Raw genomic sequence first — 16494 nt, forward strand, 5'->3', positions numbered from 1 at the left:
GATGGAACCGATTTCAATCACCCCCGCGACGACGCTCTCGCAGGAGGATCGGGACGCGCTGTGGCGCGCGAAGCAGGTGCTGGAAAGCCCATCGCTGACGATGAAGCTGACCGGCATGCTCGGCGCGCCGGTCGAGAAAATGATCGCGCGGCTGCCGGATTTCGCGACCGGCAAGATCAACGATGCGACGCAGCTCGCGCTGCGCAAGTGCCTGAACATCGCGCTGCGCACGCTCGGCAAGCCGCCCGCGCCGGACGCCGAACCCGACAAGCCGAGCAACCTGCTGCACAAGCTCGCGGTCGCGACGACCGGCGCGGCGGGCGGCGCGTTCGGCTTTCTCGCGCTGCCGGTCGAACTGCCGGTAACGACCACGCTGATCTTCCGCTCGGTGTGCGACATCGCGCGCAGCGAGGGCGAGGACCTGGCGTCGGTCGATACGCAGTTGCAATGCCTGGCCGTGCTCGGCATGGGCGGCAACCCGGACAAGCAGGAAGAGGACGCCGATCTCGGCTATTTCGTGCTGCGCGGCGCGCTTGCCCAGGCAATCTCGAAGGCGTCGTCGGACATCACGACGAAAGGCATCGCCGCGCACAGCTCGGCGGCCGTGTTCAAGCTCGTGCAGACGGTGGCGTCGCGCTTCTCGGTGCAGGTGACCGAGCAGATGGCCGCGAAGTCGATCCCGGCGATCGGCGCCGTGCTCGGCGCGACCGTCAACACGCTGTTCATCGACCACTTTCAGCAAATGGCGCACGGCCACTTCACCGTGCGCCGGCTCGAGCGCAAGTACGGCTCGGTGGCCGTCAAGGCCGCCTATCAGGCGATCGACGCTTCGCCGACGCGCTGAACCGCGCGTTCGACCGCGACGCGGCGCAGGAATGCGGCCGCGCGGTCGAGCGCGTCGCGCGCTTCCGGCACCATCGGTGCGTACAGTTGCCACACGTGCGGCATGTCCGGCCACACCTCGATTTCCACCTGCACGCCGGCCGCCTTCGCCTTCTCCGCGACGCGGCGCGAATCGTCGAGCAAGACCTCGGTGCTGCCGACCTGGATATACAGCGGCGGCAGGCCCGTGAAATCCGCGTAGAGCGGCGATGCGTACGGATTCGTCGCCGGTTCGTCGCCGAGATACAGCTTCGCGGCCTTCGGCAGCGCCGCGCTGGCGAACATCGGATCGCGGCCGTCGTTGGTGCGCAGCGTCGCACCGGTGGCCGCGAGGTCGGTCCACGGCGAGAACAGGATCGCACCGGCCGGCAACGGCTCGCCGCGATCGCGCAGCGCGACGAGCGTGGCGAGCGCGAGGCCGCCGCCCGCCGAATCGCCGCCGAGCACGATCGTCTCGGGCGGCGTGCCGAGCGCCAGCAGTTGCCGGTAGGCGGCGAGCGCATCGTCGAGCGCGGCCGGGAAACGGTTTTCGGGCGCGAGCCGGTAGTCGAGCGAGAACGAGCGCACGCCCGCGCGCTTCGTCAGGCCGAACACGAGCGGCCGATGGGTCTTCGTCGAACAGAAGTAATAACCGCCGCCGTGGAAATACAGCAGCGTGCGGCCAGGACCACGCTCTGCGCTCGCATCGATGCGCTCGAGCCACTCGCCGCGCAGCGGTGCGTCGCCCGCGCCGTAGCATTGGCGCAGCCGGTAACCCGACGGCGCGCGGCGCGGCACGACCATCCGCAAGTCGGTAAAGCGCCGCGCACGCGCGGGGTCGAGCACCTCGCGCGTGGTCTCCGGACGAAACTGCCAGCGCAGCAGCCAGCAGGCGAACTTGCTTTGCCAACTCATCGGACGCACTCCGTAATCGCAGTGTGACGATGGTACGTGCGAACGTTCCCGCGCCGCTCGACAGGTGCCTCTATATCAAACGCCGGCGCTCAGTTCGCCGGCATCACCTGGCCGCGGATTTCGCCGGCCGGGTGTTCCTTCGTATGGACGTTGAAGTACCACTTGCCGCCCATTAGGTCGGTGACCTGCGCGTCGGTGAGCTCCTTCGAACCCTTGATCGGGCTCGCCAGCTCGTCCTTCGGGATCGGCACCTGCACGCCGGCGTTCTGGCCGACCGGCGCGGGCCCGTGGAAATGCGCGGCGGTGGCCGGCCCCGTGAGGTGTTCGTAGGTTGCGGTCCACTGCAGCGTGTGGGTGACCGTGTCGTAGGTGGCGTCGACGGCGCCCGAGCCCTTGGTTGCCGTCGGCGGCACTTCGCTCGACGGCTGCAGATTGGCGGACAGACGCACCGTTTCGGCGGCGGCGCTGCCGGCGGCCAGCACGCCTGCGAGTAACGCGACCTGGAGCAAACGCAGCTTGAGCATGGACTCTCCTTGCACGACGTTGTGCGCCGCCCGAACGGGGGCGCCAGATAGGATGGTAGTCGATCGCCGCCGTTGCGGGAGTCCGTCGAACGGCCATGCAGCGAATCGCCGCAGCGCGACGCACAGCGCCCCGTGTCAGTCTGCGTCAACCTGGAACGGACCTTTGCAACCCGACGGCTGAATCCGCGCGCGGCCTTTCGCTACACTTCGTTTCACAGTTGCTTGTTTCCTTCGTCCGAAGGAGTCTGCGAGTATTCACGCGGCCACCCGGCCGCGTTTTTTTTGAATGCGCCGCCGGCAGCCGGGTCACGCCAAGTCACGCGCGATAGCCGGGATCGATGCGATCGACGAGGCGCTGCAGCGCGTCGAACGCGTCCTGCCCCGCGCCATGCTTCGGATCGAAATTCAGCGAATCGCGCACGCACCCTTCGAGCACCGGCGGCGCGATCGACAGCGCGTCGCCGATCGCATGGGTCGCGACCTGCACCTCGCAGGCACGGTTGAGGAGCCACATCAGCGAGAACGTCTGCGCGAGCGTCGCGCCGATCGTCACCGGCCCGTGGTTGCGCAGCAGCAGCACGGGCCGCCCGCCCGCGCTCTCGACGATGCGCCGCCCCTCCTCCAGGTGCACGGTGATGCCCTCGAAATCGTGATACGCGATCTTCCCGTACAACTGCGCCGAATAGAAATTGGAAAACGACAGCCCGTCGCGCGAACAGCACACGGCCATCGTGGGCGTCGTGTGCACGTGCATCACGCAGTGCGCATCGGGCAGCGCCGCATGGATCGCGCTGTGGAACGTGAAGCCGGCCGGGTTGATCGGCCAGTCGGAATGTCCGATCACGTTGCCGTCGATGTCGATCTTCACGAGGTTCGACGCGCATACCTCGCTGTAATGGAGCCCGAACGGGTTGATCAGGAAATGTCCGTCCTCGCCCGGCACGCGCAGCGAAATGTGGTTGTAGATCAGCTCGGTCCAGCCGAGGTAATCGAAGATGCGGTAGGCGGCCGCGAGCTGCACGCGCGCCTGCCATTCGGCTTCGGAGAAGCGGGCGGGACGCGTGAACGGCTGGTTCGGTACACGTTGCATGGGGAGCTCCGGTTGCGGATGGTCGTGGCGCGGGCCGCCGGGCCGCGCCGCCACATTGCCATGATGGTTGCGCGCACAACCATATCACCTTCCCCGCACCTCGTTAACGCGGGTTTAGCCGGAGCGCTTCCGTCCCTTTAAAGCTGGTCGTCGACCGGCAGCAGCATGAAGATGCCCGTCATCAGGTTGCGCATCAGTCCCGCGTGCGGATCGACGTGATAGGTCGTCGGCTTGCCGTTGTCGATGCCCGTCCATACGAGTTCGGGCGACCCGCCGCCCGCCGGCGCGACGAGGCTCACGCGATAGCTTTCGTCCGGCTGCGCCGCCCGCGCGAAGATCGTCGCGACCTGTTCGGCGAGCGCCGGGCTATGGATCACGAGCGCCAGTTCGGTATTCAGGTGCGCGGAACGCGGGTCGAGGTTCATCGAGCCGATCACGAGAATCTTCCGGTCGATCACGTACGCCTTCGCGTGCAGGCTCGCGCGCGAACGCGACCCGAACAGGCGCGGGCGCTGGCGGCCCGGCTGCGCCTTGAACTCGTACAACTCGACGCCGTGCTGCAGCAGCGGCACGCGGTACGGCCCGTAGCCGGCCTGCACGGCAACCGCGTCGGTCGCGGCGAGCGAATTCGTCAGGATCGCGACGCGCACGCCGCGCGCGGTCGTGTCGCCGAGGATCTTCACGCCCGCGTCGTGCGGCACGAAGTACGGCGAGAACGCGAGGAATTCCTGCTGCGCGCCGCGCGTCAGCTCGACGAGACGCTGCATCGGCGGGCTCACGTACGCATCGGTCGGCCGTGCGACCTTGTCCGGCGCGTCGGCCTTGAACTCGGCCGGCGCCCACACGAGCTCGAGCTCGTCGCGTGCGATCTGCTGCGCGAGCGGCGTCGCGTTCAGCGGCTTCGCGTTGTACGGCTCGGCGTTCTGGCGCCAGTGGCTGCGCAGCTCGTCGCGCATCGCGTCGAGCTCCTTCGGATCGAACGACTGGTGATTCAGCACGCGCAGCGGATAGCTGCTCGCGCTCGACCAGTACGCGTCGAAGCTCGCCGAGACGTCATTCGCCACGGGGCCGGCGGCGAGCACGTCGAGATCGCGGAACTGCAGCGTCGGGCTCGCGCTGAAATATTCGTCGCCGAGATTGCGGCCGCCGACGATCGCGATCTGGTTGTCCGCGATCATCGCCTTGTTGTGCATCCGGCGCGTGAAGCTGTCGATCCGCGTGAAGAAGTTGGTCGTGCGCTCGACCATCCCCTGCTGCGACGCGCCGAACGGGTTGAACACGCGAATCTCGATGTTCGGGTGCGTGTTCAGCGCGGCCATCACGCGGTCGATGTCGCGGAAGTTCAGGTCGTCGACCAGCATCCGCACGCGCACGCCGCGATCGGCCGCGTACAGCGCCGCGGCGAGCAGCAGCTTGCCCGTCGTGTCCTCGGTCGCGATGTAGTACTGCATGTCGAGCGTCTTCGTCGCGGCGCGGGCGAGCGCGATGCGCATCTGCAGCGCCTGCGCGCCGTCGGCCAGCAGCCGGAAACCCGACTGGCCCGGATGCGCAGCCTCGGGGGCGGCCAGCGCGTCGCGCAGCGGCGTCGCGGTATCGGGCGGCAACGCATGCGAGACCGGACGATCGAGCGTGGTGGCGGGCGGGTGCGTCGCGCAGGCGGCAACGAGCGACAGCAGTGCGCAGACGGCCAGCGCACGAGCCGGGCGGCATGCGGCACGCCACGACAGCGCGGCCGGCGCGCGCCGGATGAAAGACGTGAGCACGGAAGCTTCCTCGACTGGCGGAACGACGGTCCGCATTCGCCGCAGCGCGCGGCTGGCGCGCGGTTCCGGCCGATTCTAGTGGGCGGCCGATGAACCGGTCAATCGCGCGAGCGGCACACGGCGGCCCGCGCACGGCCGGCCGCCGGCACGCGATGCACGGCCATGCCCGATTCGCCCGCCGGACGGGCCGAGCCTCAAAGCGGTCCAACCAATCTCACTGCGCATCGCCGCTGCGCTCGAAATGGCTGCGCACGTAGTCGATATGCGTCTGCATCGCGGTGCGCGCCTCTTCGGGCCGCTGCGCGCAGATTGCTTCACACACGACGCGGTGCTGCAGCAACAGCAGCTCGGACGCCTGCTCGTCCTCCATCGTCATGCCCGCCACGTTGATCGAGATGTGCTCGCGCAGCATCCCGATCACGCTCGTATGCAGGTGCAGGAACATCGTGTTGTGCGACGCGAGCGCGATCGCCTCGTGCAGCTTCGCGTCGGTCGCGGCTTCGACGGCGGCGTCGTCGTTCGCGTGCGCGGTTTCGAGTTCGCGCAGCAGCGTGCGGATCCGGCGCCGGTCGCTCGCATCGGCCCGCAGCGCGGCGAAATACGCGGTCGCGCCTTCGAGCACGCGGCGGAATTCGAGGATGTCGTCGCGCAGCGCCGGATGATCGGCGACCAGCTGGCCCCACGGCGACGCGATGCCCGCGCGCAACTGGTCCGTCACGTAGACGCCCGCGCCGCGCCGGCTCTGCAGCAGCCCGCGCGCGACGAGCCGCTGGGTCGCCTCGCGCACCGTATTGCGTGCGACGCCGTACTGCTGCGCGAGCACGCGCTCGGCCGGCAGCCGCGCGCCGGCCGGCCAGGTGCCGTCGAGCAGCGCCGTCTCGATCTTGCGCATCACCACTTCGGTCCGGCCCCGTGCCGTCATCGCTGCCATCGTCGCGTCTCCCTGCGGAATACGTGGCGCGCCGATTGGCCCAACCAATTTGAGCTGCGGCGCCGTCGCGGGAATTATGCAGCGAAATCGTCGACCCGCACGCCGGGCCGTCGCCTCTGGAGCGAGACATGAACGAAAGGCAGTACCCCGCCGCCATCCCCGCACACGCCTACCTGTTCGCGACCTGCCTGGTCGACCTGTTCGTCCCCGAAGCGGGGCTCGACGCGGTCCGCCTGCTGGAGCGCGAAGGCCTGACCGTCCACTATCCGCGCGGCCAGAGCTGCTGCGGGCAGCCGGCCTACAGCAGCGGCAATCCCGACGAAGCGCGCCGCGTCGCGGCCGCGCAACTGGACCTGTTCGCACAACCGTGGCCCGTGATCGTGCCGTCCGGCTCGTGCGCAGGCATGATCCGGCACCATTGGCCGGCGCTGTTCGCCGACGATCCCGTCAACGGCCCGAAGGCGCGTGCGATCGCCGGCCGCACCTACGAACTCGCGGAATTCCTCGTCCATGTGCTCGACGTGCAGCTCGACGCGGCCACGGCCGGCGCCGCGCCCGACGAGCGCGTCGTGCTGCACACGTCGTGCGCGGCACGCCGCGAGATGGGCACGCGCGTGCATGGTGTCGCGCTCGTCGACGCACTGCCCGGCGTGACGCGCATCGAACACGAACGCGAATCCGAGTGCTGCGGCTTCGGCGGCACGTTCTCGCTGAAACATCCGGACATCTCCGGCGCGATGGTGCGCGACAAGGTCGCGTCGGCCTGCGCGACCGGCTGCGACCGGCTCGTGTCCGCGGACTGCGGCTGCCTGCTGAACATCGGCCACGCTGCGACCAAGGCCGATGCGCCGCTGCCGGTCGAGCATCTCGCGAGCTTCCTGTGGCGCCGGACGTCCGGCGCCGCATCGTTGCGCGGAGACCGGCAATGAGCGCGCGCGCCGCCATTCTCGCGCGCCTGCGCGCCGCCGCGCCGGGTGTCGCCGCGACGGCCGCCCCCGTACTCGATGCGCGCATCGACATGCATTACGACATGCGCCGCGCGTCGACGGAACGCGACCCGCACGCGCTCGCACCGGCAATGCAGGCCGCACTGGCCGCGTCGCACGCTGACGTCTGGTGCGCGAGCGCGGACGCATGGCCTGCGCAGCTTGCCGCGCGCCTCGCCGACGCCGGCGTGCGCCGCCTGCTGCTCGACCCGGCCCGCGCCGAATCCGCGGCGCTCGCCCGCGCATTGCCCGATACCGTCGCACCGGTACCGTTCGACCGGCCGATCGACGCATGGAAAGCCGAGCTGTTCGACACGATCGATGCAGGCTTCACTGTCGCGCGTTCGGGCATCGCGGCCACCGGCACCGTCGTGCTCGCCCCCGACGCCGGCTCGCCGCGCACGGTGTCGCTGGTGCCGCCGCTGCATGTCGCGCTCGTCCATGCGAACACGCTGCATGCCGACCTGCACGCGGCCGTGCATGCGGAGCGCTGGCAAGCCGGCACGCCCACCAACCTCGTGCTGGTATCGGGCCCGTCGAAGACCTCCGACATCCAGCAGACGCTCGCTTACGGCGCACACGGCCCGCGCCGCCTGTGGGTCGTGATCGTCACCGATTCCACCGCCCCGTCGGCCGCACCCGCTTGCGAGGATCTGCCGCAATGAGCGACCACACGCTGCAATTCGTCGCCCCCGGCGACTTCAAGGCCCGCGCGCGAGCCGCACTCGACGATCCCGCGTTGCGCCAGAGCTTTCGCGGCGCGATGGACTTCCTGCAGGGCAAGCGCGCGACGCAATTCCCCGACGACACCGAACTGCAGCAACTGCGCGATCTCGGCGAAGCCGTGCGCCAGCACGCGCTCGCGCAACTGCCCGCGCTGCTCGAACGGCTGGAGACGAAGCTCGCCGAAGCCGGCGTGCACGTGCATTGGGCCGAGACGGCCGCCGACGCGAATGCGATCGTGCTCGGCATCGCGCAGGCGAAGAAGGCGCGCCGCGTGATCAAGGGCAAGTCGATGGCGAGCGAGGAAATCGAGCTGAACCATTACCTCGCCGAACACGGCGTCGACTGCATCGAATCCGACATGGGCGAATTCATCGTGCAGCTCGCCGGCGAAAAGCCGTCGCACATCGTGATGCCGGCGATCCACAAGACGCGCGGCGACATCGCCGAGCTGTTCGAAGCACACATCCCCGGCACACGCTATACGGAAGACGTCGACGAACTGATCCAGACCGGCCGGCGCGCCCTGCGCCGCGCGTTCGCCGAAGCGGACGTCGGCCTGTCGGGCGTCAATTTCGCGGCGGCCGACACGGGTACGTTGTGGCTCGTCGAGAACGAAGGCAACGGCCGCCTGTCGACCACGGTGCCCGACACGCACATCGCGATCATGGGCATCGAGAAGGTCGTCGAGAAGCTCGAGCACATCGTGCCGCTGTCGAGCCTGCTCACGCGCTCGGCCACCGGCCAGGCGATCACGACCTATTTCAACCTGATCTCGGGCCCGCGCCGCGACGGCGAACGCGACGGCCCGCGCGAACTGCATCTCGTACTGCTCGACAACGGCCGCACGCAGGCATACGCGGACGAACAGCTGCGCGCGACGCTGCAGTGCATCCGCTGCGGCGCGTGCATGAACCACTGCCCCGTCTACACGCGCATCGGCGGCCACGCGTACGGCACGACCTACCCGGGCCCGATCGGCAAGATCATCTCGCCGCACCTGCTCGGCCTCGACGCGACGGCCGACCTGCCGACCGCGTCGACGCTGTGCGGCGCGTGCGGCGAGGTGTGCCCGGTGCGGATCCCGATCCCGCAGTTGCTCGTGCGGCTGCGCACCGAGGCGAACCGCAAGCCCGACGAACCCGTCGCCCATCCGCTGCGCGGCCAGGGCGCGAACTACACCCGCGCGGAAGACCTCGTGTGGCGCTTCTGGTCCGGCGCGTTCGCGCATCCGCGCGCGTACCGCGCATTCCGCTGGGCCGCCACGCGCCTGCATGCGCTGACGCCCGCGAAACAGATGGGCTGGACGCAGCACCGCACGCCGCTGGAACCGGCGCCGCGCAGCCTGTCCGACCTGCTGCGCGCACGCGGGCAGCCCGAATAGCGCATCCGCTTTCAAACCCGTACCCCTAAAAATCCATGGAGGAGACACCCATGCAGGTTTGGCATCAGATTTACTCGCCGCTCGGCAGCCTCGGGCTGTCGGCGTTCGTCGCCGCGATTCCGATCATCTTCTTTTTCATCGCGCTGGCCGCGCTGCGGATGAAAGGCCATGTCGCGGCCGCGATCACGCTGCTGCTGTCGCTCGGCGTCGCGATCCTCGCGTACGGGATGCCCGTGCCGCAGGCGCTTGCCGCAGCCGGCTTCGGCTTCGCCTACGGCCTGTGGCCGATCGCGTGGATCATCGTCGCGGCCGTGTTCCTGTACAAGATCGTCGTGAAGACCGGCCAGTTCGACATCATCCGCGCGTCCGTGCTGTCGATTACCGACGACCAGCGCCTGCAGATGCTGCTGATCGGTTTCTCGTTCGGCGCATTCCTCGAAGGCGCGGCCGGCTTCGGCGCCCCCGTCGCGATCACGGCCGCGCTGCTCGTCGGCCTCGGCTTCAAGCCGCTGCACGCGGCCGGGCTGTGCCTGATCGCGAACACCGCGCCGGTCGCGTTCGGCGCGATGGGCATTCCGATCATCGTCGCCGGGCAGGTGACGGGCATCGATCCGTTCCACATCGGCGCGATGGCCGGCCGCCAGTTGCCGCTGCTGTCGCTCGCGGTGCCGTTCTGGCTCGTGTTCATGATGGACGGGCTGCGCGGCGTACGGCAGACCTGGCCGGCTGCACTCGTCGCGGGCGGCAGCTTCGCGGTCACGCAATACTTCACGTCGAACCACATCGGGCCCGAGCTGCCTGACATCACGTCGTCGCTCGTCAGCCTCGTCGCGCTCGCGACGTTCCTGAAGGTGTGGCAGCCGCGCACCGCGAAGCAGCCGGCCGGCGGCCTCGTCGCCTCCGGCGGCGGCGCGGCGCTGGCCGGGTTCGGCGCTGGCGGCAACGGCTTCGGCGCGAGCCGCCACGCGTCGCCGTACACGCTCGTGCAAACGGTGCGCGCATGGTCGCCGTTCCTGATCCTGACGGCCGTCGTCACGGTCTGGAGCATCGCACCGTTCAAGGCGCTGTTCGCCGTGCACGGCGCACTCGCGTCGACCGTGCTGAAGTTCCATGTGGCCGGGCTCGACCAGCTCGTCGTGAAGACCGCGCCGATCGCCGCGACGCCGAAAGCGCTCGACGCGGTGCTGAAGATCGACCTGATTTCGGCGGTCGGCAGCGCGATCCTTGTGACCGCGCTGATCTCGATGGCGCTGCTGCGGATGAAGCCGCGCGACGCGCTCGTCACGTTCGGCGAAACGCTGAAGGAACTGACGCGCCCGATCCTGTCGATCGGCCTCGTGCTCGCGTTTGCGTTCGTCGCGAACTACTCGGGGATGTCGTCGACGCTCGCGCTGATGTTGGCCGCGACCGGCGCCGCCTTCCCGTTCTTCTCGCCGTTCCTCGGCTGGCTCGGCGTGTTCCTGACGGGCTCCGATACGTCGTCGAACGCGCTGTTCTGCTCGCTGCAGCAGGCCACCGCGCATCAGCTCGGCGTGCCCGAAACGCTCGCGGTCGCGGCGAACACGACGGGCGGCGTAACCGCGAAGATGATCTCGCCGCAGTCGATCGCGGTTGCGTGCGCGGCAACGGGTCTCGTCGGCAAGGAGTCCGAGCTGTTCCGCTTCACGGTGCGGCACAGCCTGCTGTTCGCGGTGATCGTCGGGCTGATCACGCTCGTGCAGGCGTACGTGCTGCCGGGGATGGTGCCGTAAGCGACCCGCCGGCAGGCCCCAAAAACAAAACCCCACGCCCGGACGGGCGTGGGGTTGTTCTTTTCGCGTACCGGTCGCCGGCGCGGGCCGGCGATTCGCGATGCGCGTGGCGCGATCAGCTGCCCTTCGCGATGCGATCCTGGATGTGCTGTGCACGGCTCGCCGACGACGGGTGCGAGCTCATCATCGAGCTCTGGCCGCCGTCCATCTGCGCGAGCTTCTGGAAGCCCGTGACGAGGCCCTTCTGGCTCATGCCCTTCTGCTTCATCAGGTCGAACGAGTAGTCGTCCGCTGCGCTTTCCTGCGTCTGCGAGAACTGCGCGTTGATGAACTTCTCGGTGATGTCGCCGAGCTGCGAGCTCGACAGTGCCGCCACGCCCGGCGATGCTGCGCCGGCCGCGCTGCGCGCCGCGCTCACCGCGTACGCGGTCTGCATCGCCTTCTTCGAGTGACCCAGTGCAACGTGGCCCATTTCATGACCGATCACGCCGCGCAGCTCGTCGTCGTTCATCATGTCCATCAGGCCGCTGTACACGCGCACGCAGCCGTTGCCCATCGCCCACGCGTTGACGTCCTTGGTCACGTACACCTTGTAGTTGATCTTCTGGCCGTTCAGCGTCATGTCGCCGAAGCCCTTCATGACCTTCGTCAGGCGCTTCGCGTACGCGCTGTTCGCCGGCGCGATCTTCGATTCGGCGTCGCTGGACTTGCACGATTCGTTCGACAGTGCGGCGATGTCGCTGTCCGACAGCGTTGCCGCCTTGTACAGGTTCGTCCCCGCCGACGTCAGGCTGTTCGCGTCAAGGCTCTGTACCCCGCCGCATGCGCTCAACAGAAACGCCACGCCACACGCCGCCACCGCTTTCTTGAGTTGCATCCCGGAATCCCTCGATAGTTGTATTTGGGAGCGGCGATTTTGCATAATCCGGCAGAAAATTACCAGATGTTTACATCCGATGACACGTTCATTACTCAGCAGATTGAAATGAAGCGGCGATCCGACGCCGGATTGTCGACGAAAAGCAGCGGAATCGCCGTGTCCGGACGAAGATCGGGAGGGAAACCGGGCCGGCCGCCGCTCAGGCGGTCTGGTCGCGGCGCCGCGTCAGCCGCCGCGCGACCAGCATCGGCAGCCGCACCGCGAAGCCGGTGAACAGGCGCAGGTGCATCCACGCGAGCAGCGCGTTGTCGCGACCGTAGTGGAAGTGCGAGACGCCGCCCTCGTGCCGGCCGAAATAGCGCACCGGCGCGTCGATGCGGATCGGGTGCACACCGGCCCAGCACAGCCGCACGGCCGCTTCGGGATCGAAGTCGAAACCGCGCATCCACGGCTGGCGCCGCATGATCGCCGCGAGCGGCGCGACCGGATACACGCGAAACCCGTACAGCGAATCGCCGATGCCGGCCCACAGCGTCTCGAGGTCGGCCCAGGCGTTCGACAGGCGGCGGCCCTGCACGCGCAACTGCGGCGCGCTCGCGTCGAACTTCGGCACGCCGAGCACCATCGCATCGGTGTCGGCCTGCGATGCGGCCATGAAGGCCGGAATCAGGTCGGCCGGATGCTGGCCGTCGGAATCCATCGTCAGCACGTGCGTGAAGCCGCTCGCGGCCGCCGCGTCGAGCCCCGCGAGCACCGCGGCGCCCTTGCCGCGATTCTCCGGCAGCACGATCACGCGCAATCCGGGATCGCGCTCGGCCATCGCCTGCAGCCGTTCGGTACTGCCGTCGGTGCTGCCATCGACGACGACCCACACCGGATTCCACTGCGCGCGCGCATTGCGCACGGTCGTGTCGACCTTGCCCCCCGGGTTGTAGCTCGGGATCAGCACGAGATGAGTGGACGAGGCGTGAAGCTTGGACATGGAAACAGCCGCTTGCGAAGACAGGGATCCTGACAAAAGTTTATGACTTGCCGGCGAACGCCGGCAGGCTTCGTCGACACCGGCCGCATGCGCGACCGGTTGCGGGATCGTGAGGCTCTCGCGCTTCATGACAGCCACTCCATTGCATGACCCGCGCTGGCCTCGATCTCGACCAGCAGGTCGTCGCGGCACACGTCCGCGTGGACGAACAACGGCCGCACGTGAGGGCCAGCCGCATCGCGCAGCACACGCCCGATCCCGGCAATCGCCGCGGCATCGCCGGCGTCGCGCACGTAGACGCGATAGCTCAGGTCGGCGAGCGAGAACGGGCCATGCCCCTGCCGCGCGGCCTGCTCGAGCACGGCCGCGAGGTTCGCGACCGTCTCGCGCGTCTGCGCGACGACGTCGCCGCGATGCACGGTGCGGTGCCCGACGATGCTCGCCGTGCCCGACACGAACAGCACCGGCGCGGCATCGTCATCGGCCCATGCGGCGGCGCGCGCGAACGTCGGCGCACGCGGGCCGTACTGCGCCGGATAGTGATACGCACTGACCTGCCGCGGATTCTCGACCGGATCGGCCGGCGTGCGGCTCGCGAGGAAATGGATCGCCAGCGGCGCGGCCGGCGGCGCATCGCCCGCGACCGGCACGACCGAGCCGAGCGCGCACGCGGCCGGCACGCCGCCCGTCAGCGCACGGCGGCACGCGTCGAACGCATGCTGACGGCCAATATTGAACTGACGATAGCGCTCGATCCCGAACTGCACCGCGTTGATCGCCGGCACGGTGTTCCAGATGCGCAGCGGATGCGGCATGCCGAGCGTATCGAGCAGGTCGAACAGCACGCGGTAGGCGTCGAACGTCGCACGCTCGAGCGGCGTGCTGCCATCGTGCTGCGCATCCGTTTCGTGCACGACGATGCTGCCGAACACGAGCCCCGCCGCTTCGCTGTAGCGATAGTGCAGCGCACCGTGCCGTTCGCTGCGCAGGTCGTGCGCATCGCATTGCCAGATTTCGCAGACGGCATCGTCGGGGGCGGCATCCGCGCCGAGCAGCGCCATCTGCACCGGCGCGACCGGCAGGTCGGGCGCGGTATCGGCGAGCATCCGCTCTGCCGCATCGGCATGCGAGCCGGCCGCGCCGATGCACACCGCCCCCAGCGCGCCCGGCAACACGTGGTCGATACGCGCATCGTGCAGCAACGCGACGAGCCGTGCATGGCTCATCTGGACGAGCCGCAATGCGTGGTCGCCGCCGTGCGCGAACGGCGCGGTGGCGGACGACAACGAATGCGGGCGCCGTTCGGCGTCGACTGGATGCACGGACACTTCGATTTCCTCACTATGCGGCGCAGGGCCGCGTTGCGTTACCCGGCGGACGCTGCGCGCTTCGTCACGCGAGCCCGCCGTTGACGGACAACACCTGCCCCGTCACATAGGCCGCGGCGTCGGACACCAGGTACGCGACCATCGCCGCGACTTCGTCGGGCCGGCCCGCGCGCTGCGCGGGCACGAGCTGCTTGATGCGTTCGGCGGGAAACGCCTGTTCGGCCATCGGCGATTCGATGATGCCGGGCGCCACCGCGTTCACGGTGATGCCGCGCGACGCAAGCTCCAGCGACAGCGACTTCGTCGCGCCGATCAGCCCAGCCTTCGCGGCCGCGTAATTGACCTGCCCGCGATTGCCGGTCACGCCGGCCACCGACGCGATGTTGACGATCCGTCCGCGCCGCGTGCGGATCATCGGCAACAGCAGCGGCTGCGTGACGTTGAAGAAACCGTTGAGCGTCACGTCGATCACGCTGTGCCACTGCCGGCGCGACATGCCGGCCATCGGCGCGTCGTCGTGAATGCCCGCGTTGTTGACGAGGATCTGCACCGGCGACGCGTCGATGAAGGGCTTCAGCGCCGCGAGCGTCGCCTCCGCGTCGGTCACGTCGAACGCGATCGCGTACGCGGTGCCGCCGGCGGCGACGATCTGCTGCGCGACCGCCTCCGCCTGCGCGAGATGGCGATTCGCATGCACCCATACTTCATGGCCGGCCTGCGCGAGCGCCGTGCAGATCGCCTGCCCGAGTGCGCCGCTGCCGCCCGTTACGAGCGCCCGCATCGAATTGCTCCGTTCATCGCGTTTCACCTCGACCGACGCGCGGCAAATCGTGTTCCGATCGCCGTCGCGCACCGTCATTCACTGCGCGCCACCGTCACTTCGTCCGATGCGTGGCGACGTATGCAGCCAGCGCGCCGAGCGTCGCAAAGATCTTCTGGTTGTCCGGATTGTCCGAGCGCAGTTCGAAACCGTACTTCTTCGAAATCAGCAGCGCGATTTCCAGGATGTCGATGGAGTCGAGCCCGAAACCTTCGCCGTACAGCGGGGTGTCGGCCGTCACTGTATCGAGCGGGACGTCTTCGAGATTCAGTTCGCCGATGATCAGCGTGGCGAGCTCTTGTTCCAGTGCGTTCATCATGCGTGCGGGCAGGCGGCCCATGGCAGCGGGAGGCGCCCGGAAACGGCAACTGTCACGCACGCCCGGCGCGTGCAAATCTCCGTCCCTCCGGCGTCTGCCGGCTTCCCCGCCTGCGTTATTTGGGGATCGTTTGTAAAAGTTACGCGGATTCTAGATGAAGGCCATCAGGGCGTATACCGTGAATGGTTACAGACTGGCGAGCCTGCGCCGCGGCCCGTTTCGGCACGCGAATGCACGAGACGCTTGAGCCGCTTTGGATGGAAATGGACCGACCCCGCGAAACCGTTCGTCCGGTGCCATACAATCGGTTACAAAACCCGGTCGCGCCCACCCCGAACAGTCGGTGCCGCGGCCCTAAAATGAGCGTGCCCGACCACCGGCCCGGACCCGCGTCCCGGCCGCCATTCATATGATGTTTGACGGCCCGACCACCGCGTCCGGCCACGATCCGCCCGATGTCTCCAGTCATGCCGCATCCGCCCTTGCGCTCCGTTCCGGTTCGCCCGCCTGTCCGCTGTTGCCGCACGGCCGCCGTCAGGTGCGCGCGCCGCGCGCCCGGAGGCCGCCGATGAGCAGGCTGCTGCCTGTCGCGCGTGGCGTCGTGGCGGTCGGCGCCGTGGCGGCCTACCAGGCCGGCGCGCATTACGCGACCGCGACGCCGGGCGCACACGGCTTCGGCCTCGCGATGGCGCTCGTGCCGCCGCTGCTGCTCGCGCTGGGCGCGGCGCTACGCTCGCCGCATCGCGCATGGTTCGTACCGGCATGGCTGCTCGCCGCCGCCGCGCTGTGGGTGGCACGCACGCCGCTCGCGCAGCACTTCGAATGGGGCCTGTATCTGGAACACGCGAGCTTCAACCTCGCGATGGCGCTGCTGTTCGGCCGCACGCTCGTGGCCGGCGAAGTGCCGTTGTGCACGCGCTTCGCGGCGATGATCCACGGCACGGTCACGCCGGCCGTCGCGCGCTACACGCGGCAGATCACGCTCGCGTGGACGCTGTTCTTCGTCGCGACCGCCGCCGTGTCGACGCTGCTGTTCGCCACCGCGCCGATCGTCACGTGGTCGACGTTCGCGAACTACCTGTCGCTGCCGCTCGTCGCCGTGATGTTCGCCGCCGAGCATGCGTGCCGGCGCTTCGCACTGCCGCACGAACCGCGGCCGCGGATGGTCGACGCGGTGCGCGCGTATCGCGCGTCGCAGGCGTCACGATGAATTCATGACCGGCGCGGCGCCGCAGCC

General features: G+C 68.8%; 16 protein-coding genes. 6 read left to right on the top strand and 10 right to left on the bottom strand.

What is annotated here, in order from left to right; translation table 11 throughout:
• Position 1: 1 nt before the first annotated feature.
• Complete coding sequence (locus tag OHZ10_RS14870; protein WP_059233211.1) at positions 2-844, top strand: EcsC family protein; 843 nt, start codon at positions 2-4, stop codon at positions 842-844.
• On the opposite strand, the gene OHZ10_RS14875 is transcribed toward OHZ10_RS14870, so the two are convergent.
• The 5 genes from OHZ10_RS14875 to OHZ10_RS14895 form a co-directional block, all read right to left on the bottom strand.
• On the bottom strand, positions 814-1776 hold the full coding sequence (locus tag OHZ10_RS14875) for an alpha/beta hydrolase (RefSeq protein ID WP_340624445.1): 963 nt from the start codon (positions 1774-1776) through the stop codon (positions 814-816). The genes OHZ10_RS14870 and OHZ10_RS14875 overlap by 31 nt on opposite strands.
• Before the next feature lie 89 nt (positions 1777-1865).
• Entirely contained in the window at positions 1866-2300 is a 435-nt protein-coding gene (locus tag OHZ10_RS14880) for a CHRD domain-containing protein (protein ID WP_059233209.1), read from the bottom strand.
• Positions 2301-2616: 316 nt separating this feature from the next.
• Positions 2617-3390 carry a class II aldolase/adducin family protein gene (locus OHZ10_RS14885; RefSeq protein WP_340624446.1) on the bottom strand — a complete coding sequence of 258 codons (774 nt, stop codon included), beginning with the start codon at positions 3388-3390 and terminating at the stop codon, positions 2617-2619.
• Between the two features lie 137 nt (positions 3391-3527).
• Entirely contained in the window at positions 3528-5153 is a 1626-nt protein-coding gene (locus OHZ10_RS14890) for a phospholipase D family protein (RefSeq protein ID WP_059236614.1), read from the bottom strand.
• A gap of 214 nt (positions 5154-5367) precedes the next feature.
• Positions 5368-6084: a FadR/GntR family transcriptional regulator gene (locus tag OHZ10_RS14895; protein WP_059233207.1), complete on the bottom strand. Its 717-nt coding sequence runs from the start codon at positions 6082-6084 to the stop codon at positions 5368-5370.
• A gap of 128 nt (positions 6085-6212) precedes the next feature.
• On the opposite strand from OHZ10_RS14895, the gene OHZ10_RS14900 reads away from it, so the two are divergent.
• From OHZ10_RS14900 to OHZ10_RS14915, 4 genes are read left to right on the top strand one after another with little or no spacing between them, the layout of a single operon-like run.
• On the top strand, positions 6213-7013 hold the full coding sequence (locus OHZ10_RS14900; RefSeq protein ID WP_174993193.1) for a (Fe-S)-binding protein: 801 nt from the start codon (positions 6213-6215) through the stop codon (positions 7011-7013).
• Positions 7010-7735 carry a LutC/YkgG family protein gene (locus OHZ10_RS14905; RefSeq protein ID WP_174993194.1) on the top strand — a complete coding sequence of 242 codons (726 nt, stop codon included), beginning with the start codon at positions 7010-7012 and terminating at the stop codon, positions 7733-7735. The genes OHZ10_RS14900 and OHZ10_RS14905 overlap by 4 nt, the downstream gene beginning before the upstream one ends.
• On the top strand, positions 7732-9177 hold the full coding sequence (locus tag OHZ10_RS14910; RefSeq protein WP_342702890.1) for a LutB/LldF family L-lactate oxidation iron-sulfur protein: 1446 nt from the start codon (positions 7732-7734) through the stop codon (positions 9175-9177). The genes OHZ10_RS14905 and OHZ10_RS14910 overlap by 4 nt, the downstream gene beginning before the upstream one ends.
• A gap of 50 nt (positions 9178-9227) precedes the next feature.
• A complete protein-coding gene (locus OHZ10_RS14915; protein ID WP_342702891.1) occupies positions 9228-10928 on the top strand; it encodes a lactate permease LctP family transporter in 1701 nt (566 codons plus the stop codon).
• Positions 10929-11043: 115 nt separating this feature from the next.
• On the opposite strand, the gene OHZ10_RS14920 is transcribed toward OHZ10_RS14915, so the two are convergent.
• The 5 genes from OHZ10_RS14920 to OHZ10_RS14940 form a co-directional block, all read right to left on the bottom strand.
• Positions 11044-11805 carry a M48 family metalloprotease gene (locus tag OHZ10_RS14920; protein ID WP_059233202.1) on the bottom strand — a complete coding sequence of 254 codons (762 nt, stop codon included), beginning with the start codon at positions 11803-11805 and terminating at the stop codon, positions 11044-11046.
• 202 nt (positions 11806-12007) lie between these two features.
• Positions 12008-12790 carry a glycosyltransferase family 2 protein gene (locus tag OHZ10_RS14925; RefSeq protein WP_059233201.1) on the bottom strand — a complete coding sequence of 261 codons (783 nt, stop codon included), beginning with the start codon at positions 12788-12790 and terminating at the stop codon, positions 12008-12010.
• A 125-nt stretch (positions 12791-12915) separates the two neighbouring features.
• Positions 12916-14118: an endoribonuclease L-PSP gene (locus tag OHZ10_RS14930; protein ID WP_342702892.1), complete on the bottom strand. Its 1203-nt coding sequence runs from the start codon at positions 14116-14118 to the stop codon at positions 12916-12918.
• Positions 14119-14182: 64 nt separating this feature from the next.
• Positions 14183-14899 carry a 3-oxoacyl-ACP reductase FabG gene (gene fabG / locus OHZ10_RS14935; protein ID WP_342702894.1) on the bottom strand — a complete coding sequence of 239 codons (717 nt, stop codon included), beginning with the start codon at positions 14897-14899 and terminating at the stop codon, positions 14183-14185.
• A 94-nt stretch (positions 14900-14993) separates the two neighbouring features.
• Complete coding sequence (locus tag OHZ10_RS14940) at positions 14994-15278, bottom strand: phosphopantetheine-binding protein (RefSeq protein WP_342702895.1); 285 nt, start codon at positions 15276-15278, stop codon at positions 14994-14996.
• 547 nt (positions 15279-15825) lie between these two features.
• Between OHZ10_RS14940 and OHZ10_RS14945 the strand changes: the two genes are divergently transcribed.
• Positions 15826-16467, top strand: a complete 642-nt coding sequence (locus OHZ10_RS14945) for a hypothetical protein (RefSeq protein WP_174993197.1) — start codon at positions 15826-15828, stop codon at positions 16465-16467.
• Positions 16468-16494: the final 27 nt, after the last annotated feature.

Source organism: Burkholderia arboris, from assembly GCF_038723655.1.
In the GTDB taxonomy this organism is placed as follows: Bacteria; Pseudomonadota; Gammaproteobacteria; order Burkholderiales; family Burkholderiaceae; genus Burkholderia; species Burkholderia arboris.